This window comes from Cryobacterium tagatosivorans (assembly GCF_004402215.1).
GTDB lineage: Bacteria > Actinomycetota > Actinomycetes > Actinomycetales > Microbacteriaceae > Cryobacterium > Cryobacterium tagatosivorans.
Genome location: NZ_SOEZ01000006.1, coordinates 45,744 through 64,377, shown reverse-complemented (window position 1 = coordinate 64,377; position 18,634 = coordinate 45,744). Strand labels below are relative to the sequence as shown.

Below are 18,634 nucleotides of genomic sequence, written 5' to 3'. Positions count from 1 at the left end.
ATTCGAATATTCCTCGGGCGCATGCCCACTTGTTAGCACCTGCAGTATTTACCCATGATTGCTGAATGTGAAAGCCTCGCGGCGCTCACACTCTCCCTCACCACGAATGGCTGGGGCCGCGCACCGCTCGGCTCCCAGGCACGGCATCACCACACGACAGCCGCATGCGAGCGCCACCCACAACGACGTTCCGGCCGTTCGCGCCTGTCACTATCGGAGGTAACAGTGAACTTGAATTTGACCGGCAGCAACGACACCGTTGAGGCCACGGATGCGCTCTACAGAGAGGGCAACGATGAAGATCAGATGACTCGCGGCTCGCTCTCGATGGCGTGGTACGGCGTCGCCAGCGCGATGTTCTTCGTCTATATCGGGGCCGCCATGGCGATGGCCTACGGCACCCTCAACGCTGTTATCGGCCTCGTGCTCACGATCTTCGTCTACGGTCTGATCAACCGGGTGCTCGCCAAGTACGCGATCAACAACCGCACCACCGTGGCGTTGTTCTCGCGCACCATTCTCGGAACTGCCGGCTCGTCCATCGCCACGATTATCTTCGCCCTCGTCGCCATCTACTATGCGGTCTTCGAAGGATCCATCGTCGCCTACGCTTTCCAGACGGCATTCGGCGGCCCGACGTGGATGTGGTACCTGATTGTTGTGGTCTACTCCACGCCGCTGATCCTCGGCGGCGCACGCAAGTTCATCGACAAGCTCAACGGATGGCTCCTGCCCATCTACCTGGGCGGGCTCATTGCCGCCGTTATCTGGGCAGGCGTGCAGTACGGATTCACCGACACCTGGCTCACGCAGCAGGCTGACCTCGCTGTGCCGCTCGCCGTCGGCGGACCCGGCTGGCTGGCGACCTTCGCCGGCTACATGGGCGTGTGGATCATGATGATGTTCACCATGGACTACGCGGCCCTCGGCAAGCGCAAAGACATCAAGTTCCACCAGCGCTGGAGCTTCGGCTGGCTGTTCTACATCGTCGCTTACGGATTCAGCGCAATCGTGGGCATCTTCCTCACCTTCACCATTCCCGGCATGGAGGTCTCGGAGACCGGCGTGGCAGGCGGTCTCGTCTCCATGATGGGCATCCTCGGCCTGATCGTCGTCTTCGTCTCGCAGACCCGGATCAACACCGCCAACTATTACCTCGGTGCAGCAAACCTCAAGTCATTCGGGGAGCGCGTTTTCCGCGTCAAGCTGCCCAACCTGGTCTGGGTGCTCATCTCGTCGCTGATCATCTTCCTGCTCATGTTGCTGCCCATCGTGCAGTACATCCTGCTCGCGCTGGCGTGGCAGGGCGTCCTGGTCACGGCGTGGGTGGCGATCGCGCTGACGCACATTCTGCTGAACCGTGGCAAGAATGAAGAACATGGCATGCTCGGCGACGCGCACTACCGCTCGTTCAACAACTCGGGCCTCATCGCCTGGATCGCGGCCACAGCCATCGGCATCCTCATGCTCCAGCTCGGGGCGATCAACCCGGACCTGGCCGGTGTGGGTGCGACCTGGGGCCCGATCACCACTGCGGTTGTTGCTGCGGTTGTCTACGCGCTCCTCTGGAACGGCACTTCCTCCAGAACCGCGCTCCGCGTCAAGCGGTAACCGCCGCCGCGGCTCACACAGGTGGGGGCACCCTTCGGGGTGCCCCCACCTTTTTCATGCGCCCGCCCGTGCCGCGACGGCCGCGTCGGCGGAGTTACTGACTAGTGCGTCTCGAGGCCCGCGAGGCGCAACGCAAACAGGCTGGTGGCCTGGCCGTCGACGGTGTCAAGCTGCACTCGGAGCAGGTTCTCGATCTGGCGAAGCCGGTAGTTGAGCGTGTTGCGGTGGATGAACAGCGCGTCGCACGTTCGGGACGGTTGGGCGTTATGGCGCAGATACGTGCTCAGCGTGTCGAGGAGTTGGCTTGAGCGTTTGCTGTCATGTTCGACCAGCGGGGCGAGGAACCTGTGCGCGGCTTCACGCGCCCCACGGCCCGCGGTCGCGGTGACGACGGCGCTCAGCCCGAGCTCTGGCGCGAGCTGAGGCCGCTCGATGTGTCGCACAAGGTCGAGCGCGTGAGCGACCGAGAGCCGCAACTCGAAGAGGCTTGTGGTGGGTGCTTTAAGCACGAGCGGCTGTCTGGCGTGGATCCGAAGGAGTCGCTGGGCGACCGTGTCGAAGTCTTCCCGCGGCAGCTGCGCAAAGGCGACCAGCCGGCCGTCGAACTCGGTAACGCGCACCGTGTGGAAGGTGTCATGCAAGGCGACTCGGAGCTGCCAGGACGTGGACGCGAATTCGCCGCTCATGTCGGCGACGAGGAGGGTGGTCTCGGAGCGCCGGTCGAGCCCGAGCGTGTTGAATGCTTTGGTGACGTCGGTGTGGGTCGCTTCTTCCCAGGCCTCGCAAACGGTCACGAGGAGCTTGATTTCCTGATGTCGGCTCGCGTCGACGACGACGGAGCGATTGAGCTGCAGCGCGATGATAGACGCGACCGGCCCGAGAAGTGATGCCAGCGGGGTGTCATTATCGGGTTGCCGTACGGCGAGGTGGCACGGGTTGTTGAGCCCCATGGGGAGGGGGATGTTGAGTACTCCTGCCCTGGGCTTCTTGCTGATTCCGGGTGCCCAGGACACGATCTCCGGGTACTGGGCGATCACCGTCCCGTAGGCGTCGTAAACCGCGAGCGGAGTTTGAACGGTGTCGAAGACTGCGGCGAGCAGGGTGACGACTTCGGCGCCCTTGTTCGCGAGCCGCGCGCACTCGTCCGCGAGGGTCCAGCCACGGTTCACCACAACGAGGCGTTCTGCCTGCATGACACTTTCGACATGCCGGTCCACCTGGAGCGGCGGCACGACAGAGGGGACTTCGAGCAGCGGCACGTCGTACGTGGCGCAGGCGGTGACCAGCCCCGGCGGAAGCACCCGGTGGGCCATCCCCGTCGCGAAAACGATCGCTGAAACGGGCACGTCGGCCAGGCGCTCGACGAAGGCATCCCAGGTTCGTTCTTCGCTGAAGTTCATGCCGATGCCGCTGGTGAGCAGGAGCGAGTCGGGATCGAGGTAAGGGGTTGGATCCATGAGTTCGGTAGGTGAGCAGCCGCTCACTTCGCGCTCAAGCCGAGCCTTCGATGATGGCGTCTGGAGCCGGAGTTGAAGGGAAGGCTCAAGGAGAAGGTCAACAACGCGCATCAAAACCTCATTTTTTGTAAGCCTGCACAAATTTTGCTCAAAGCTTAGGGCAATTGCCTACTGGGAGCGACTCGGGGCGCGGGCGTAGCGTGACTTTATGCTCCCTGCACAACGACGTTCAGAAATTCTGATTAATTCCGACATGGGTGAAGCGTTCGGTCTCCACAGCTTCGGCAACGACGAGGCCCTCATGGCGTTAATCGACGTGGCCAACGTCGCCTGCGGATTCCACTCCGGTGATCCGGACACGATGGATGCCACAGTGGCCCTGGCCAGGAAGCACGGCGTTCGCGTCGGTGCGCACCCTGGCTTGCCCGACCTGGTCGGCTTCGGCCGCCGCGAAATGAAGCTCAACCCCGAAGAGGTTGAGTCCATCATCCGCTACCAGGTCGGCGCTCTCACTGGGTTTCTCGACAAGTACGACATGCCCCTCAACCACATCAAGCCCCACGGCTCGCTCTACGGCATGCTCGCCCGTGACGAAGCCCTCATGCAGGGCGCCGTGAACGTGGCAAAAACCTACGGGGTGCCCGTGTTCGGGATCGCCGGCAGCGCGCACCAGCGCGTGGCCGAGCGTGAAGGCGTCGAATTTGTTGGCGAGCTGTATGTGGACCTGGACTACAACCCGGAGGGTGGACTCATCATCCTTCGCCGCCCCGAGCACACCGACCCCGGAGCAGCCTCAGCACGTGTGCGTCGCGTGCTCGAAAATGGCACGGTTGCCGCGGTCGACGGTACGCTGCTCGAAATTCCCTTCGGCAGCGTCTGTGTCCACTCGGACACTCCCAATTCGCCGGAGGTCGCGGAGGCAGTCCGCGCGGCGCTGCGCGACTGACTGCCTGAACCCACCTGGACCCACCGCACGCGAAGCGCGGACCGCGTCTGTGCCACCCAAGATCTCCCAATGAAAGAGAGCCCATGAGCGAGAACATCATCTCCCCGCTGCCCGGTATTTTCTACCGCAAGCCCGGCCCCGGCAAAGACCCCTACGTGAACGAAGGTGACACCGTCGAGGCGGGCCAGACCATTGGCCTCATCGAGATCATGAAGCAGTTCAGCGAGGTGCGCGCCGAGACCGCCGGCATCCTCACGAGGTTTGAAATTGAAGACTTCGGCATGGTCAACCCCGGTGACGTCATCGCCGTGACCAACTAGTGCCAACGATGCACCCTAATCACGGGATTACTTCATGAAGAAACTGCTCGTAGCCAACCGCGGCGAGATCGCGGTCCGCATCATCCGCACCGCCCATGAAATGGGCATCGTCGTCGTCGCCGTCGTCAGCGAGGCCGACAAGACGTCATACGCCGCCGAACTCGCCGACGAAGTCATCGTCATTGGACCGGCGCCTGCCAGCCTCAGCTATCTAAACCAGGACGCCGTCCTCAAGGCAGCCATTGAGAGTGGCGCCGACGCGCTGCATCCCGGCTACGGCTTCCTCTCGGAGAATGCGGCATTCGCCCGCAAGGTCATCGCAGCCGGAATCACCTGGGTCGGCCCGTCACCGGAATCCATCGAACTCATGGGCGATAAGTCCCGGGCCCGCCAAGCGGCGATCGACGCCGGCGTTCCCACGCTGCGCGGCACGGAGGGGGCGCTCCGCGACGACGACGACATTGTCAGCATCGCTGCCGGAATTGGGTACCCGCTGGTCGTCAAGGCGTCCGCCGGTGGTGGTGGCCGGGGGATCCGCCTGGTCGCAAGCCCCGCCGACCTCGTTTCCACGGTCGGAATCGCGCAGGCGGAGGCGCTCGCCGCATTCAACTCGTCAGACGTCTATTTCGAACTTTTTGTCACGAAAGCCCGCCACGTTGAGGTGCAGATTTTTGGTGACGGGGAAAACTATGTGCACCTGGGTGACCGCGACTGCTCCATGCAGCGCCGCCAGCAGAAAGTGCTCGAAGAGGCTCCGGCGCCCGGGCTGCCGGACCATGTGCGTCAGCTGATGCGGGACTCGTCTGTTGACCTTGCGCGTCAGACCTCCTACGTCGGCGCCGGGACGGTCGAGTTCCTCTACGATCCCGAGACAGAGGAAGTGGCGTTCATTGAGATGAACACACGGCTTCAGGTCGAGCACCCCATCACCGAGGCGATCACGGGCATCGACCTCGTGCGCGAGCAGCTGCGCATCGCCTCCGGTGAGAAGCTGGGTTACTCGCAGGAGGACGTCGCCTTCACCGGGCACGCGCTTGAGTTCCGAATCAACGCCGAAGACCCCAGCAACAACTTCATGCCCAGTCCTGGAGTGATCTCCTCCCTCCACCTGCCAGGTGGTCCAGGGGTGCGAGTCGACTTCGGCTTCATCGCAGGCAACGCCGTGGCCCCCTTCTACGACTCGCTGCTGGGCAAAATCATCGTGTGGGCGCCCACCCGCGACCTGGCGATTTCGCGGGCCGAACGCGTTCTCGGCGAGGCGCGCATCGAGGGTGTCAAAACCACCGCAGGACTGTTGCGCACGCTCGTCGCACTCGATGACTTCCGTCAGGTCACCCACCACACCGCTTACATCGAATCCGTACCCGACTTGTTGGGAGTACCCGCATGACGCAACAATCCCAGGCGCGCTACACGTGGGGCGGCGACGAGTTCCTCTTCATTGAGATCGCGGAAGGGATGTCTCTCGAGGCCAACTTCATCTCGAACAGCATCGCGAACGCACTCGAAGCGAAGGCGCTGGACGGGGTCATCGACATCTGCCCCGCAAATGCGTCACTCCTGATCCGCTTCAACCCGGATACGCTCCCACCCGCCGAGCTCGAACAGGTGGCGCGTTCTCTCGAGGCAGAGGTGCGTGCATCCACCAGGCAAGTGCTGGAAACCCGCATCGTTGAAATTCCCGTTTGGTACAACGACCCGTACACGAACGAGACCGGTGCGCGCTTTCGTGCCGGCTACCACCAGCGACCCGAGGGCAACGACCTCGACTATGCCGCCGAAGTGAACAATCTTGCCGACGCCGCCGAATTCATCAAGCGGCACCACGAATCGCCCTGGCTCGTTTCCATGGTTGGTTTCGTGGCCGGTCTGCCGTTCCTCTATCAGCTCGTCGACCGCGAGCACCAGCTCGAGGTGCCAAAATACCTCAGCCCCCGCACCGATACCCCCGCCCTGACGATCGGTCACGGCGGATGCTTCAGCTGCATCTACTCGGTGCGTGGCGCGGGCGGATACCAGATGTTCGGTGTTGCCGCCGCTCCCATCTTCGACCCGGGTCAGGAGCTGGCAGACTTCGCGGACTTCATGGTCTTCTTCAAGCCCGGCGACATCGTGAAGTTCAAGCCAGTCGACGAGGCCGAATACAAGCGCATTCAAGCCGAAGTCGAGGCGGGCACATTCACCTATCGGCAGGCGCCGGTTTCGTTTGATCTGGCAGCGGCACTCGCTGACCCCGAAGGCTACAAGGCGACGCTTCTGGAGGCGCTCAATGGCATTTGAAATTCGAGAGCCAGGCCTCTCCACCACAGTTCAGGACCAGGGCCGGATCGGTTATTACCGGTACGGGATCCCCCAGGGCGGGGCCATGGACCAGTACTCCGCATCTCTCGGTAACCGCCTCGTTGGCAATACCCCTGCAGAGGCCGTGCTCGAGTGCACCTACATCGGCCCGAGGGTTGTGACGACGACGGATGCCATAGTTGCCGTCACGGGCGCGCCCGTCGACGTGTTCATCAACGGCATGCCTGCCCCCCAGTACGCACGCCTGGCGCTTGCGGCAGGAGACGAGCTGCGGTTCGGCGTGATTCAAGGCGGCACGAAATACTTCATTGCCGTGCACGGCGGCATAGATGTGCCATCGGTACTCGGGTCGCGCTCCACCTACCCGATTGGGGCAATCGGCGGATTTGAGGGCAGGGCGCTCGCCGCCGATGACGTGCTGCCCGTGGGTGCGCCGATTGACAATGGGTTGCCCGTTTTGTCAACGATTGCAGAGGAAGACCGGCCGGTCTTCTCGCGCGATGTGAGCGTGCGCGTCATGCTCGGTCTCTATGAGCACCACCTCTCCCCGGAGGGGATCGACAACCTCTTGAACGCCGAGTGGACACTGACCCCGGTTGCCGACCGGATGGGTCTGCGCTACAGCGGCCCGGGTGTCCAGTGGCGGGAGCGCGAACAGCCGTTCGGCGCCGGCCAGGACCCGTCGAACATTGTGGATGCCGGGTATGCGGTGGGTTCGATCCAGATTCCGGGCGGTACCCAGCCGATCATCCTGCACCGCGACGCGGTGTCGGGCGGAGGCTACGCGATGGTCGCCACCGTGATTTCAACCGACATGGATCTTGTGGCGCGGTGTGCGCCGGGCACAAAGACGCGCTTCGTGGCCGTCACGATGGATCAGGCGCTTGAGGCCCGGCACGAACACGCTGCGCAGGTCGCGAAGATCTGGTCGTAGGTCGGCTGCCCCCGATTCTGCCTTGCCGCAATACTGAAGGAGAAAGACAATGCCGTTCGTGACTGTGAAGGTCTTCGAAGACCGTTTGTCGGATGATGAGTTTGCGGGCCGGCTGACATCGGCGGTGACCGAAGCTGTGGTGTCGGTGTGCGGTGAGAGCTCACGAGAGAACACCTGGGTAGTAGTCGAGGGTGTGCCTCGAAGCCACTGGTCGTTCGGTGGGGAGCGAAAGCTCTCGCTGTAACTCCCAAGGACGTTGTGAACGGCCTGGCCTGAGTTAAAGGGCGAAGAACCGGTTGCTCGCATGGAATTAAATAGGCGTTGTGATGGAAAAGTAATTCTGGCGCGGTCGTCCACACCGCGCCACCACTGTGGATTCGGAATTTCGTGAACTACCCGCACCGGGGAGTTCAGCTTTTTCAGCGATCGAGTTCACGAAATTCGATGAGCGTGCTGTTCGACGAGCGATTCCCATCGATCTGTGCTGTCCAATGGCGCAATTTCCGTCGATCCGCACGCTCGAGGGTGCGGCTCACTCGCGCTCGTCACAAAGTGAAATGCGCCGCACGACCGGTCCCGTCGGGCGCGTGCCCATGTAGCATCATCGGTGAACGACAGGGGAGCGCTTCACTGCGCTGAGAGTGCGGGAAGCCGCAGACCCTCGAACCTGCTCCGGTTAGCACCGGCGAAGGGAGTCGGGAAATCTCACGAGCCTTTCTGCTGCGCCCCGCCGGGTTCACCCGGGCGAGCGCGGCATGAGGGAACGTCCCCGCGGTATCCATCGGAATCCACGGGAACAGGAATCACATGACCACGCAACACACGACGGTGCGGGCCGCGACGCGGTCCGCCGTACCCAGCACCATCCTCGCCTCCGGCCGGTTGACCGCCTGGCGTGGAGTAGACCTGATCACCGCCGCCATGCTCGCAGTGGCGTTCGGTGTGGTGTTCTGGGGATTCGACACATTTGTCTATCCGCTGGTCAGCGCCATGACGGTCGGTTTTCCGCCGGCGAGTGAGCTGGCGCTCGGCGTCTGGCTGATCCCTGCCGTCGTGGGCGGGCTGCTCATCCGGCGCCCCGGCGCCGCGCTCTTCACCGAGCTCGTCGCGGCCAATATCGAGCTGCTGCCTCGCCTGCGGTGTCGCGTCCGGCGCTGTGATTGCGGGCCTCGGCGGCCTGGCGCTCGTGCGGGCTCTCGCCCGCTCCGGTGCCCTCAATGCCTTCCCGGCCGGCCTGGAAGTCCGTGAGTCGCGCGCGACCCGCTGACGGGCCCGCGCCCGTCGCATTTCGAGCACCTCGGTCGCCGCGCACGGACGGCGCGCTGGTCGAGGTACTTGAGCTGACCTGGCGTCCCTTCGGGCGTGAGCACCCGGTTCTGAACGAGGTGACCCTCCGGGTCGAACCGGGCGAGCGGATCCTGTTGGTCGGCCCCAGCGGCTCCGGCAAGTCGACCCTGCTCCGCGCGCTCGCCGGGGTGCTCACCACGACGCAGTCCGGCGACCTTGCCGGATCCGTGGCCGTCGACGGGCGTGACACCCACGAAAGCGGGAGCGCGGTCGGCCTGCTCGTGCAGGATCCGGCCGACGCCATGGTCGCCCGTCACGTCGGGCGCGATGTGGCGTTCGGCCCTGAGAACCTCGGTCTGCCCCGGGAGCGGATCTGGGCCGAGGTGCGGGCGGCGCTGGCAGCCGTCGAGTTTCCGTACGGCCTCGAGCATCCCGTGGACGGGGTTTCCGGTGGGGAGGCGCAGCGCCTCGCCCTCGCCGGAGTGCTCGCCCTGGGGCCGCGGCTCGTGCTGCTCGACGAACCCACATCGATGCTGGACCGATCGGCCGCGGCCGCGGTGCGGGAAGCGATCTGGTCCGCGGGCCGTGAGTCCGGCGCCACGATGGTGCTGGTCGAACACCACGTCGACCCGTGGCTCGACGAGGTCGATGCGGTGATCATCCTGGACGCCGGCGGACGAATCTGCGCCAACGGCACGGTAGTGGAGACGTTGCACGAGAACGCCGCGTTCCTGGCCGAGCAGGGCATCTGGGCTCCGGGAATCCCGGCCCCGGTTCCCCGGGAGCTTGCTGCCGCCCTGTGCACCCCTGCCGACCCCGGCGGGCCCACCGGCTCGGTCATGATCACCGCGGATAGCGTCAGTGTTGTGCGCGGCCCGCGCGCCGGGCTCGCGTCGACCGGACGTGAGGGTCGGCCGGCTACCCGGCAGGCGTTGTCTCACGTGGACGCCAGCGTGCGCTCAGGCGAGGTGCTGGCCGTCATTGGGGCGAGCGGCGCCGGCAAATCAACGCTAACGGCGCTGCTCGCCGGACTCGAGCTGCCGTCCTCAGGTGAGGTGAACGCGAGCCGCGAGTTCGCCGCCGGCGCCGGCCCGTGTCCGGCGCGGTGGTCGACGACGGACCTCGCTCGCCGCGTCGGCTGGGTGCCCCAGCAGGCCGAGCTCGCCGTGGTTGCACGCACGGTCCTGGATGATGTGCTCAGCACGAGCCGGGCGCTCGGCCTGGACGAACAGGCGTCGGTGCGGCGGGCCGACGGCCTCATCGAGGCGCTCGGCTTGTCGACGCTGCGGGACGCCGATCCGCACGAGCTCTCCGGCGGCGAACTCCGACGCCTGGCGCTCGCCGGGGCGATCGCGCACGGGCCATCCGTGCTCGTGCTGGACGAGCCGACGGTCGGCCAGGACCGCCTGACGTGGGCGGCCGTGGCCGGGCTGATCGTGTCGGCCAAGGCCGCAGGCGTCGCAGTGGTCGTCGCCACCCACGATCCGCTGCTGATCGGCCTGGCCGACAGGCTGATCCACCTCGACGACGGCCGGGTGACCCAGGCGACGGCGACCGCGCCAGGAGCTTCCGGTGCCCTAGCCGGTGCCGGTGCCGCAGCCGCAGTCGATGCCGCATCCGCAGCCGGTGGCCGCCGGCCACCGCCCCGCTGGCCCGGCCTTGCCGCGCGCTGTGGTCCGCTGTCGCTGCTCGGGTCATCCCTGCTCCTGATCATCGGTGCAATGGCGATCACCGACATCCGTGCCGCCCTCGGCGGGGTCGCGCTGGAGCTGCTTTTGGCCCCGCTGGTCCTCGGCTGGCTCCGTCCGTCCATGCGGCTGCTGCCCGGGCTGCTCGCCGTGGCCTCGGTTGGATTTTCGAGCTGGTTGTTGAGCGTCGGCCAGGACCCGCTGGTCGGCGTGACGGCCGGACTGCGGGTCGCCTTCTTCGTGCTGCCCGGCGTGCTGCTCGCGGGCTTCGCAGATCCGTTCGCGATTGGTGATCACCTAGCGCAGCGGCTCCGATTGCCGGCGCGACCCGTTGTCGCCGCCGTCGCCGCCCTCGAGCGGTTCGAGGGGCTCGGCGGGCAGTGGGACCAGCTGCGGCGCATCCGTCGCGTGCGTGGACTGGACCCCGGGGCCTCGCCGGCGGCCAGGGGCAGGCAGGCAGCGGCCCTGACGTTCGCCCTGCTGGTCCAGGCGCTGCAACAGGCCGGGCGGATGGCGGTGGCCATGGAGGCCCGAGGCTTCGCCGCGGCCGGCGCCTCCGGCGTGCGCCGCACTTGGGCCGAACCGGCCCCGTGGCTGCCGGCCGACTCCGCTCTGCTCGCCCTCGGTCTCGTCGTGGCCGCCACCCCGACTCTGCTTCAGGCCATCTGGCCGTAACGCGCACCTGCCCCGCCGGACGCACCTTATAGGCTGTCCTGATTGACACGGGGTGCTCCGCCGGACGCGGGAGCTGAGATGAAACCCGTTGAACCTGTCTAGTTAGCACTAGCGAAGGGATGTCGCAGATGAACACGCACGCCGCATCAGGGCTCGAGTTGAGAGCCACACCGAGAGTGCTCAGTATCGCCGGGACCGACCCGACCGGCGGCGCGGGCATCCAGGCCGACCTGAAGAGCATCGCCGCGAACGGCGGCTACGGGATGGCCGTGGTCACCGCACTCGTAGCGCAGAACACGTGCGGGGTTCGCGCCGTGCACACACCGCCGGTGGAGTTCCTGCGGCAGCAGCTGGACGCGGTCAGCGACGACGTGACCATCGATGCGGTCAAGATCGGCATGCTGGGCGACGTCGACGTTATCCGGGAGGTGCGGTCTTGGTTGGAGGCCACCCGCCCCCCGCTGGTCGTGCTCGACCCGGTCATGGTCGCCACCAGCGGCGACCGGCTCCTGGCGCCCTCCGCCGAGCAGGCGCTCCGCGACCTGGTGCCACTGGTCGACCTGGTCACCCCGAACCTGCCGGAGCTGGCCGTGTTGCTGGGGGAGTCGCCGGCGCAGAACTGGGCGGAGGCGCTCGAGCAGGGCAAGCGACTGTCGACCGCGACCGGGGCCACCGTGCTCGTCAAGGGCGGGCACCTCACCGGCGCCAGGTGCCCCGACGCGCTGGTAAACACGCACGGGCTGCTGGCCGACACCGTGGTGGAGTTCGCCTCGCCCCGGGTGGAGACGAGCAACACCCACGGCACGGGCTGTTCGCTGTCTTCCGCGATCGCCACGGTGCAGGCGCGGACCGGCGACTGGGCCGACTCCCTGTCGCGGGTCAAGTCCTGGCTGCACGACGCCCTGCTTCATGCTGGCGACCTCGAGGTCGGCACGGGCAACGGGCCGATCCACCACTTCCACCGGCTCTTCGCAGAGACACCCCCCGTCGGCCAGGAATTCAGCCGGGCCCTCTGGCGGGACATCGAACACACCCGCACGGCGATCTTTGACCTCCCGTTCATCCAGGCGCTGGGCGATGGAACCCTCGATGAAGTGGACTTTTCCTATTACCTGGCCCAGGATGCCCTCTACCTGAACACCTATTCGCGCGTGCTGGCCAGGGCCAGCGCCCTCGCACCGACCGAGGCCGCCCAGCTGTTCTGGGCCAACTCCGCCCAGGTGTGCCTGGAAGTCGAATCTGACCTGCACCGCACCTGGCTGAGTGAACACGCCGCGCCGCGGGAACTCGGGCCCGTCACCAAGGGCTACCTGGACCACCTGCTGGCCGCCAGCGTGCAGGGCAGCTACGCGGTCCTGGTTGCGGCCATCCTGCCGTGCTACTGGCTCTACGCGGAGGTGGGCGACCGGCTCCACGCCCAGTTCCTCGGGCGCGGGGACGACAGCGTGCACCCCTACGCGACCTGGCTCGAGACCTACGCCGACGAGGGCTTCGCCGCCGCCACCCGGCAGGCCGTCGCCTTCACCGACGCGGCTGCCGGCGCGGCGTCGGCGCAGGAGCGAGAGGCCATGAGAACGGCCTTTGCCCACTCCTCACAGTGCGAACTCGATTTCTTCGACGCGCCCCGGTTCCATGCTCGGTGACGTGCGCCCGGCCCGGCCGGGCCGACTAACCCAGCGTGGGCAGGTGGGCCCGGAGTCGCTGGGCGGCAGCCGTCGGGTCATCCGCCTCGGTTATCGCGCGCACCACGACGACGCGGCTCGCGCCGGCCGCCACAACCTGCTCAATGTTGGTGAGGTCAATGCCGCCAATGGCAAACCAGGGCAGGATGCTTCCCGCGTCGATGGCGCGCTCGGTCGCGTATCGGGCCAGCTCCAGGCCCACCGCGGCCCGTCCCGGTTTGGTCGGGGTCGCCCAGAGCGGACCGACACAGAAATAATCCAGCGTCTCCGCGGCCAGGGCGGCGTCGATCTGCCCTGGCGTGTGGCTGGAGAGGCCGATCGCGACGGTGTCGCCGAGCAGCCGGCGGGCGGAGGCCGGCGGGAGATCCTTTTGGCCGATGTGGAACACCGGGGCCGCGGCCAGAGCGGCGACATCGGCGCGGTCGTTGACTGCCCAGAGCTTCCCGTGGCGCTCCGCGACGTCTCGAAGGACGCCCAGCAGTTCCAGCTCCTCGGCGGCTTCGATGCTCTTGTCCCTGAGTTGGATAATGTCCACGCCGCCGGCGAAGGCGGCATCCAGGAAATCGGCGAAATCGCCGCGCTCCGTCCGTCCGTCGGTACACAGGTAAAGCCGGGCGTCATCGTGGTCCATGTGACCAACCATAAAGGCGATTTTCGCGAACCGGCACCGCTCCTGACCCATACCGCAATGCACCGGCTCCGTGGCTGAGCGCGGCGTGGACGTCGTCGTCGTCGGCGCCGGAATCGTCGGGCTGGGGATCGCCTGGACGGCGGCGCAGTCCGGCCGCACGGTCGCCTTTGTCGACCCGAAACCTGCCACGGGCGCAACGTATGCCGCCGCGGGCATGCTCGCGCCGGTCAGCGAGTTGCACTACCAGGAAGAGGACCTGCTCGAACTGACGCTCGCCTCGGCGGCGCTGTACCCCGCATTCGTCGAGTCGCTGGGTGTGCGCCCCGCTGAGGCCGGGTACCGGTCCACGCGCACGATCACGGTCGGCGCGGACGCAGCGGACCGGCGGTCGCTGGCCGACCTGCGCGAGGTGCAGCGGGGGCACGGGCTGGCCGTGGAGCCGCTGACCATCCGCGAGGCCCGCGCCATGGAACCGCTGCTCAGCCCGCAGTTGTCGAGCGCCTTCAACATCGAGCGGGACCATCAGGTTGACCCTCGGCGGTTGGCCGCCCGGCTCCAATCCGCGATCGACGGCGCCAGCTCCCGAAACCGGTGGACCCACGACCACGCGATCCGGCAGAGCGCCGTCGGGTTGCGGCACGAGAGACCGGCGGATGCCGCCTCCCGCGTCACTGGGGTCATCCTGGCGGATGGCTCCACGGTGGCGGCCGGCGAGGTCGTGGTCGCGAACGGACTGGCCGCGGGGCAGCTGGGCGGGCTGCCCGACTGGCTGGCGCTGCCGCTGCGCCCGGTGTACGGAGACATCATTCGGCTCCGCGTGCCTGGGCATCTTCGGCCGCTCCTCACCGCCACCATCCGCGGCCTCGTCCGCGGAGTCCCGGTCTACCTCGTTCCACGCGACGACGGAACGGTGGTCCTCGGCGCCACGCAGCGCGAACACGGATCCGCCGCTGTGTCGGCCGGCGGTGTGCACCAGCTCCTGCGGGATGCCCAGGTGCTCGTGCCGGCGGTCGCCGAGCTCGAACTCATCGAAGTGACCGCCCGCGCCCGACCAGGCACACCGGACAATGCGCCGCTGCTTGGACGGGTCGCCGACGGCCCCGGGCAGCCGGCAAGCGACATCCCGGGCCTGATCATCGCGACCGGATTCTTTCGCCACGGTGTGCTGCTCACACCGATCGCGGCGCAGCACTGCCTGCACTTGCTCGACGGCACGGCTGACGGGCGCTGGGCTCGCTTCCGCCCCGACCGATTCTCGCGCCCCATGGCGTCCGAACCCCCGTTTTCCCGCACACCACAGTCTTCCCCGCACACCCCGAAGGAGTCCGCCCGTGATTGAACCCCAACCTGCCGCGATCACCGTCAACGGCTCGGCCAGAGCCCTGAACCTCGGTGAGACCGTCACCGACCTGGTCAGAGAGGCCACCGGTCGCCGGATCGGTGACGACGGCCGGGCCACGGACGGGAAGCGCCTCGGTGTCGCCGTCGCCCGGAACGCCGGCATCGTGCCGAGAAGCCAGTGGGCCGCGACGGCCCTCGCTCCGGGTGACGGCATCGAAATCGTCACCGCAGTCCAGGGAGGGTAGCAATGGCACTCGCCACACCCATGGCCCACGATGCGCTTATGATCGACGGGGTCCCGTTGGGCTCGCGCCTGATCATGGGTACCGGCGGTGCGCCCAGCCTGGACGGACTCGGCGCCGCGCTGCTGGCGTCCGGCACCGAAGTCACGACCGTGGCCATGCGCCGCCACAGCCCGGGCGCCGCCGGATCGCTGTTCGAGTTGCTGGTCGACAACGGCATCCGGGTGCTGCCAAACACCGCCGGCTGCTTCACCGCCCGGGATGCCGTGATGACGGCCGAACTGGCCAGGGAGGCCCTGGAGACCGACTGGGTGAAACTCGAGGTCATCGCCGACGAGCACACGCTCCTCCCCGACGCCGTCGAACTCGTGGATGCCACCGAACAGCTGGTCGCGCGCGGATTCAAGGTGTTCGCCTACACCAACGACGACCCGGTGCTGGCGCTGAGGCTCGAGCACCTCGGTGCCGTCGCCGTGATGCCGCTCGGCGCGCCGATCGGCACCGGCCTAGGCATCCTCAACCCGCACAACATCGAGCTCATCGTCGCCCGCGCGGGCGTTCCGGTCGTGCTCGACGCCGGTATCGGCACAGCCTCGGACGCGGCGTTCGCCATGGAGCTCGGCTGCGACGCCGTGCTGCTGGCCACCGCCGTGACGCGCGCACAGGACCCGGTCAGGATGGCCGACGCGTTCCGGCATGCCGTCATCGCCGGCCGGCTGGCCGCCCAGGCCGGGCGCATCCCCAAACGGCAACATGCGCTGGCCTCGTCGGCGATGGACGGACGCCCGGACCTGTGAGCGCCGCCCTCTCGCCCCTGGTTGAACCGGGCGCCGACCTCACCGGGACGGAGGTGGAACGCTACTCCCGGCACATCCTGATTCCCGAGATCGGCGCGATCGGCCAGCGCCGGCTGAAGAATGCGCGGGTGCTTGTGGTCGGTGCCGGGGGGCTGGGCTCGCCGGTGCTGCTCTACCTGGCCGCCGCGGGCCTCGGCACCCTCGGCATCGTCGACGACGACATCGTCGACCTCAGCAACCTGCAGCGCCAGGTGATCCACGGCATGACGGATGTCGGGCGGTCGAAGTTGGAGTCTGCTCGCGACGCCGTCGCCGAACTCAACCCGCTGGTCACGGTTCGGCTTCACCAGAGCAGGCTCGACCGGGCCAATGCGCTGGCACTTTTCGCCGATTACGACCTGATCGTGGACGGATCGGACTCCTTCGCCACCCGGTACCTGGTCAATGACGCCGCGGCGATCCTGGGCAAACCGTACGTCTTCGGATCTGTCTCCCGCTTCGATGGGCAGGTCAGCGTGTTCTGGGCGAAGCACGGCCCCAACTACCGCGACCTGTACCCGGAGGCCCCACCGGCCGGGTCGGCCCCGAGCTGCGGTGAGGGCGGGGTGTTCGGCATGCTCTGCGGGGCGGTCGGAGCGATGATGGTGTCGGAGGCGGTGAAACTGATCACCGGCGTGGGCCGGACGTTGCTCGGCCGCGTACTCCTCTTTAATGCGCTGGGCGCGTCCTGGCGCGAAATCACGGTCTCCAGGGACCCCGCCGGCGAACCGGTCACCGAACTCCTGGACTATGAGCTCTTCTGCGAAACGTCCCACCCGCCGGACACGGATGCCGGCGCCGGTCTGTCCGTTCGCGAGTTGGCTGGCATGCTGGACGCGCGAGGGCGCGGTGAATGCGACTTCGAGCTCATTGACGTGCGCGAGCCGGGGGAGCACGAGATGGTGCGCATCCCCGGTTCGCGGCTCATCCCTATGGCTCTGATCCTCGGCGGAGACGCCGCGTCGCAGGTACGGCTCGATCAGGCCATCGTGCTGTACTGCAAAGCGGGACTCCGGTCGGCTGAGGCATTGTTTGAGCTGCGACGGCAGGGCTACAGCCGTCTTCAGCACGTTAACGGGGGCGTGTTGGCGTGGGCGAAGGAAATCGATCCGTCCCTGCCCCTGTACTAAGGCGCACCTACTGCGTCTCGAAGCCCGCGGTGACGGTCGGGACCAGCGCGCAACGGAGGTCGTGGACGTCGGGAGCGTTTGCGTCCGAAGTCGTGCTGCGCGTGCCGCGAATGTTAATGACACAGTGTGATAGAAAAGATTGACCGCACTGGGATGCGATCTGGATGACGAGGGGTGCTGTGTCCAATCACAGGAAAAGTACCGCAACTACGAGCACCCTCGCGCGCGTAAACCAAACTGCAATTCTGGAAGAGCTTCGCAAATCGGGCGCAATGTCCAGACAGCAGCTCGGCGCTTCCACGGGGCTTAGCCCGGCTACGATCAACCGATTGACGGCGACCCTGATCGAGCAGGGCATTATTGTCCCTGCGGGTCAGGAGCCCTCAACTGGGGGCCGCCCGTCCGTTCTGCTGCGCTACGCCGGTGGATCCCGTTTGGTCGCGGCGCTGCAACTGCACCCGAACAAGGCTTCAGGGATCCTGGTGGATTTCGATGGCACAGTCGTCTTCCGACGAGAAGTCGACTTTGGTCCTCGGTTATTCCCTCTCGGTACGCTCGATGCGGCGGAAGGCGACCGCAATCAGCGGGGTCGCTTAGAGAAAATAGTTCAGTTGTTTGACTCGCTCATTCTGACTGCCGAGACGATGGGAACACCGTGCCTCGCGGTAGGCGTTGCAGTGCCCGGTGTGGTCAAGTACCCCGAGGGAAGCTTCGAGCGGATACCGGAGCTGGGTTGGACTGAAGTCCCCCTCGGCCGACTGCTTCGCGAACGCACGACACTCCCAATCGTGGTGGACAATGACGCAAACGCTCTGGCCTTCGGCGAGCTCCACCGAGGCGCAGGGAGGGGGCTCACAAGCCTCGTTGCGCTGTTGTTCCTGGAGAGCGGCCTCGGTGCAGGCATCATCACGAATGGCGAGCTCCACCGTGGGGCGCGTGCGGGGGCAGGCGAGATCGGCTATCTGCTCATGGAGCGCTCGTCACTCGAGCGCTCGTACTCCGAATCCGGGGATCTTGAGGATCGAATTGGCCCGATTGCGCTGACGAAGCGGGCGCGCGAGCGGGGGATTCCGATCCCGGAGAAGGGCGTGCTGAACGCCGAGGACATCTTCGAACTGGCCGGCGGCGGGAACGCGGCCGCTCGCGAACTCGCGGACGAGATTCTCGACATGATGGCTATTGCCATCGCAGCCATGGTCATCATTCTTGACCCGGAACTTGTCGTGGTGGGTGGCAGCCTGGTGGGACGCGCGAACACCGTGATCCCCGCGATTCAACAGCGGCTCACCGGTCGCATCATCCACGTTCCCCGCGTTGAAGTGGCGACTCGCCGCGATGACGCCGTACTTCTGGGGGCGGCGGAACTTGCTGCAGCCGAGGTCAACGGCTTCGCCTACATCGCCGGCCGGTAGCCAGGCGCTGACAAGCGCGAGCCTCTGGCCTCGGTCAGATAACGAATCGACCGCGCGCTTGACACTTCGTCATTTCGGCAGCTAGATTTACACCAACTTCTTATCACTTAGATAGGAAAGAAGTAGCAGGGTTGCTCGGTC

Annotated in this window: 17 protein-coding genes, 2 pseudogenes and 2 riboswitches; of the genes and pseudogenes, 17 read left to right on the top strand and 2 right to left on the bottom strand. The window is 66.4% G+C overall.

The window, feature by feature from the left end; all coding sequences use genetic code 11:
- Positions 1-225: 225 nt before the first annotated feature.
- Complete coding sequence (locus tag E3O23_RS00430; RefSeq protein WP_092323286.1) at positions 226-1,611, top strand: purine-cytosine permease family protein; 1,386 nt, start codon at positions 226-228, stop codon at positions 1,609-1,611.
- A 101-nt stretch (positions 1,612-1,712) separates the two neighbouring features.
- Here the strand turns inward: E3O23_RS00430 and E3O23_RS00425 are convergent, their stop codons facing one another.
- Positions 1,713-3,179 (bottom strand): PucR family transcriptional regulator, encoded by a 1,467-nt coding sequence (locus E3O23_RS00425; RefSeq protein WP_134486686.1) that lies wholly within the window; start codon positions 3,177-3,179, stop codon positions 1,713-1,715.
- A 97-nt stretch (positions 3,180-3,276) separates the two neighbouring features.
- On the opposite strand from E3O23_RS00425, the gene pxpA reads away from it, so the two are divergent.
- From pxpA to E3O23_RS00380, 11 genes and pseudogenes are all read left to right on the top strand, one after another.
- Positions 3,277-4,014: a 5-oxoprolinase subunit PxpA gene (pxpA, locus tag E3O23_RS00420; RefSeq protein WP_092323289.1), complete on the top strand. Its 738-nt coding sequence runs from the start codon at positions 3,277-3,279 to the stop codon at positions 4,012-4,014.
- Positions 4,015-4,097: 83 nt separating this feature from the next.
- On the top strand, positions 4,098-4,334 hold the full coding sequence (locus E3O23_RS00415; protein ID WP_134475495.1) for an acetyl-CoA carboxylase: 237 nt from the start codon (positions 4,098-4,100) through the stop codon (positions 4,332-4,334).
- A gap of 34 nt (positions 4,335-4,368) precedes the next feature.
- Positions 4,369-5,724, top strand: a complete 1,356-nt coding sequence (locus tag E3O23_RS00410; RefSeq protein ID WP_134486683.1) for an acetyl-CoA carboxylase biotin carboxylase subunit — start codon at positions 4,369-4,371, stop codon at positions 5,722-5,724.
- A complete protein-coding gene (locus E3O23_RS00405; protein ID WP_092323293.1) occupies positions 5,721-6,614 on the top strand; it encodes a 5-oxoprolinase subunit B family protein in 894 nt (297 codons plus the stop codon). The genes E3O23_RS00410 and E3O23_RS00405 overlap by 4 nt, the downstream gene beginning before the upstream one ends.
- Positions 6,604-7,569, top strand: coding sequence for a 5-oxoprolinase subunit C family protein (locus E3O23_RS00400; protein WP_134486680.1), 966 nt, complete (start codon positions 6,604-6,606; stop codon positions 7,567-7,569). Before E3O23_RS00405 ends, E3O23_RS00400 begins: the two co-directional genes overlap by 11 nt.
- A 49-nt stretch (positions 7,570-7,618) precedes the next feature.
- Positions 7,619-7,813, top strand: coding sequence for a tautomerase family protein (locus E3O23_RS00395; protein WP_134486677.1), 195 nt, complete (start codon positions 7,619-7,621; stop codon positions 7,811-7,813).
- Between the two features lie 362 nt (positions 7,814-8,175).
- A riboswitch (TPP riboswitch) is annotated at positions 8,176-8,280 on the top strand.
- A gap of 96 nt (positions 8,281-8,376) precedes the next feature.
- Positions 8,377-8,817 (top strand): ECF transporter S component, encoded by a 441-nt coding sequence (locus E3O23_RS00390; RefSeq protein ID WP_241983249.1) that lies wholly within the window; start codon positions 8,377-8,379, stop codon positions 8,815-8,817.
- Positions 8,787-9,326: pseudogene (locus tag E3O23_RS18780) on the top strand (ATP-binding cassette domain-containing protein); the annotation flags it as partial. The gene E3O23_RS00390 and the pseudogene E3O23_RS18780, both read left to right, overlap by 31 nt.
- A pseudogene (locus tag E3O23_RS18775) lies at positions 9,300-9,405 on the top strand (ATP-binding cassette domain-containing protein); the annotation flags it as partial. The pseudogenes E3O23_RS18780 and E3O23_RS18775, both read left to right, overlap by 27 nt.
- Positions 9,387-11,219: an ATP-binding cassette domain-containing protein gene (locus tag E3O23_RS00385; protein WP_420897629.1), complete on the top strand. Its 1,833-nt coding sequence runs from the start codon at positions 9,387-9,389 to the stop codon at positions 11,217-11,219. The pseudogene E3O23_RS18775 and the gene E3O23_RS00385, both read left to right, overlap by 19 nt.
- 38 nt (positions 11,220-11,257) lie before the next feature.
- Positions 11,258-11,356, top strand: a riboswitch (TPP riboswitch).
- Entirely contained in the window at positions 11,339-12,862 is a 1,524-nt protein-coding gene (locus tag E3O23_RS00380; RefSeq protein WP_166790346.1) for a bifunctional hydroxymethylpyrimidine kinase/phosphomethylpyrimidine kinase, read from the top strand. Its footprint overlaps the riboswitch before it by 18 nt.
- 25 nt (positions 12,863-12,887) lie before the next feature.
- Here the strand turns inward: E3O23_RS00380 and thiE are convergent, their stop codons facing one another.
- Entirely contained in the window at positions 12,888-13,532 is a 645-nt protein-coding gene (thiE, locus tag E3O23_RS00375) for a thiamine phosphate synthase (protein ID WP_134486671.1), read from the bottom strand.
- A 70-nt stretch (positions 13,533-13,602) separates the two neighbouring features.
- Here thiE and thiO point away from each other — a divergent pair, with 70 nt between their 5' ends.
- The 5 genes from thiO to E3O23_RS00350 all read left to right on the top strand — a co-directional run bounded on the left by thiO (position 13,603) and on the right by E3O23_RS00350 (position 18,493).
- Positions 13,603-14,871, top strand: coding sequence for a glycine oxidase ThiO (thiO, locus tag E3O23_RS00370; protein ID WP_134486669.1), 1,269 nt, complete (start codon positions 13,603-13,605; stop codon positions 14,869-14,871).
- A complete protein-coding gene (thiS, locus tag E3O23_RS00365; protein ID WP_241983247.1) occupies positions 14,864-15,118 on the top strand; it encodes a sulfur carrier protein ThiS in 255 nt (84 codons plus the stop codon). The genes thiO and thiS overlap by 8 nt, the downstream gene beginning before the upstream one ends.
- A 2-nt stretch (positions 15,119-15,120) precedes the next feature.
- Complete coding sequence (locus E3O23_RS00360; RefSeq protein ID WP_134486667.1) at positions 15,121-15,912, top strand: thiazole synthase; 792 nt, start codon at positions 15,121-15,123, stop codon at positions 15,910-15,912.
- The gene (gene moeB / locus E3O23_RS00355; protein WP_134486665.1) at positions 15,909-17,081 is read left to right on the top strand and encodes a molybdopterin-synthase adenylyltransferase MoeB; all 1,173 of its coding nucleotides are present in this window, start codon (positions 15,909-15,911) and stop codon (positions 17,079-17,081) included. The genes E3O23_RS00360 and moeB overlap by 4 nt, the downstream gene beginning before the upstream one ends.
- A 164-nt stretch (positions 17,082-17,245) precedes the next feature.
- Entirely contained in the window at positions 17,246-18,493 is a 1,248-nt protein-coding gene (locus tag E3O23_RS00350) for an ROK family transcriptional regulator (protein WP_241983246.1), read from the top strand.
- Positions 18,494-18,634 lie beyond the last annotated feature (141 nt).

Coding starts and splice junctions, on each gene's coding strand:
- E3O23_RS00385 (WP_420897629.1), top strand. CDS start 9,387: ATGCTGGACCGATCGGCCGCGGCCGCGGTGCGGGAAGCGATCTGGTCC.
- E3O23_RS00395 (WP_134486677.1), top strand. CDS start 7,619: ATGCCGTTCGTGACTGTGAAGGTCTTCGAAGACCGTTTGTCGGATGAT.
- E3O23_RS00410 (WP_134486683.1), top strand. CDS start 4,369: ATGAAGAAACTGCTCGTAGCCAACCGCGGCGAGATCGCGGTCCGCATC.
- E3O23_RS00415 (WP_134475495.1), top strand. CDS start 4,098: ATGAGCGAGAACATCATCTCCCCGCTGCCCGGTATTTTCTACCGCAAG.
- pxpA (WP_092323289.1), top strand. CDS start 3,277: ATGCTCCCTGCACAACGACGTTCAGAAATTCTGATTAATTCCGACATG.
- E3O23_RS00360 (WP_134486667.1), top strand. CDS start 15,121: ATGGCACTCGCCACACCCATGGCCCACGATGCGCTTATGATCGACGGG.
- E3O23_RS00400 (WP_134486680.1), top strand. CDS start 6,604: ATGGCATTTGAAATTCGAGAGCCAGGCCTCTCCACCACAGTTCAGGAC.
- thiE (WP_134486671.1), bottom strand. CDS start 13,532: ATGGACCACGATGACGCCCGGCTTTACCTGTGTACCGACGGACGGACG.
- E3O23_RS00350 (WP_241983246.1), top strand. CDS start 17,246: ATGACGAGGGGTGCTGTGTCCAATCACAGGAAAAGTACCGCAACTACG.
- E3O23_RS00380 (WP_166790346.1), top strand. CDS start 11,339: ATGTCGCAGATGAACACGCACGCCGCATCAGGGCTCGAGTTGAGAGCC.
- E3O23_RS00425 (WP_134486686.1), bottom strand. CDS start 3,179: ATGCGCGTTGTTGACCTTCTCCTTGAGCCTTCCCTTCAACTCCGGCTC.
- E3O23_RS00405 (WP_092323293.1), top strand. CDS start 5,721: ATGACGCAACAATCCCAGGCGCGCTACACGTGGGGCGGCGACGAGTTC.
- E3O23_RS00390 (WP_241983249.1), top strand. CDS start 8,377: ATGACCACGCAACACACGACGGTGCGGGCCGCGACGCGGTCCGCCGTA.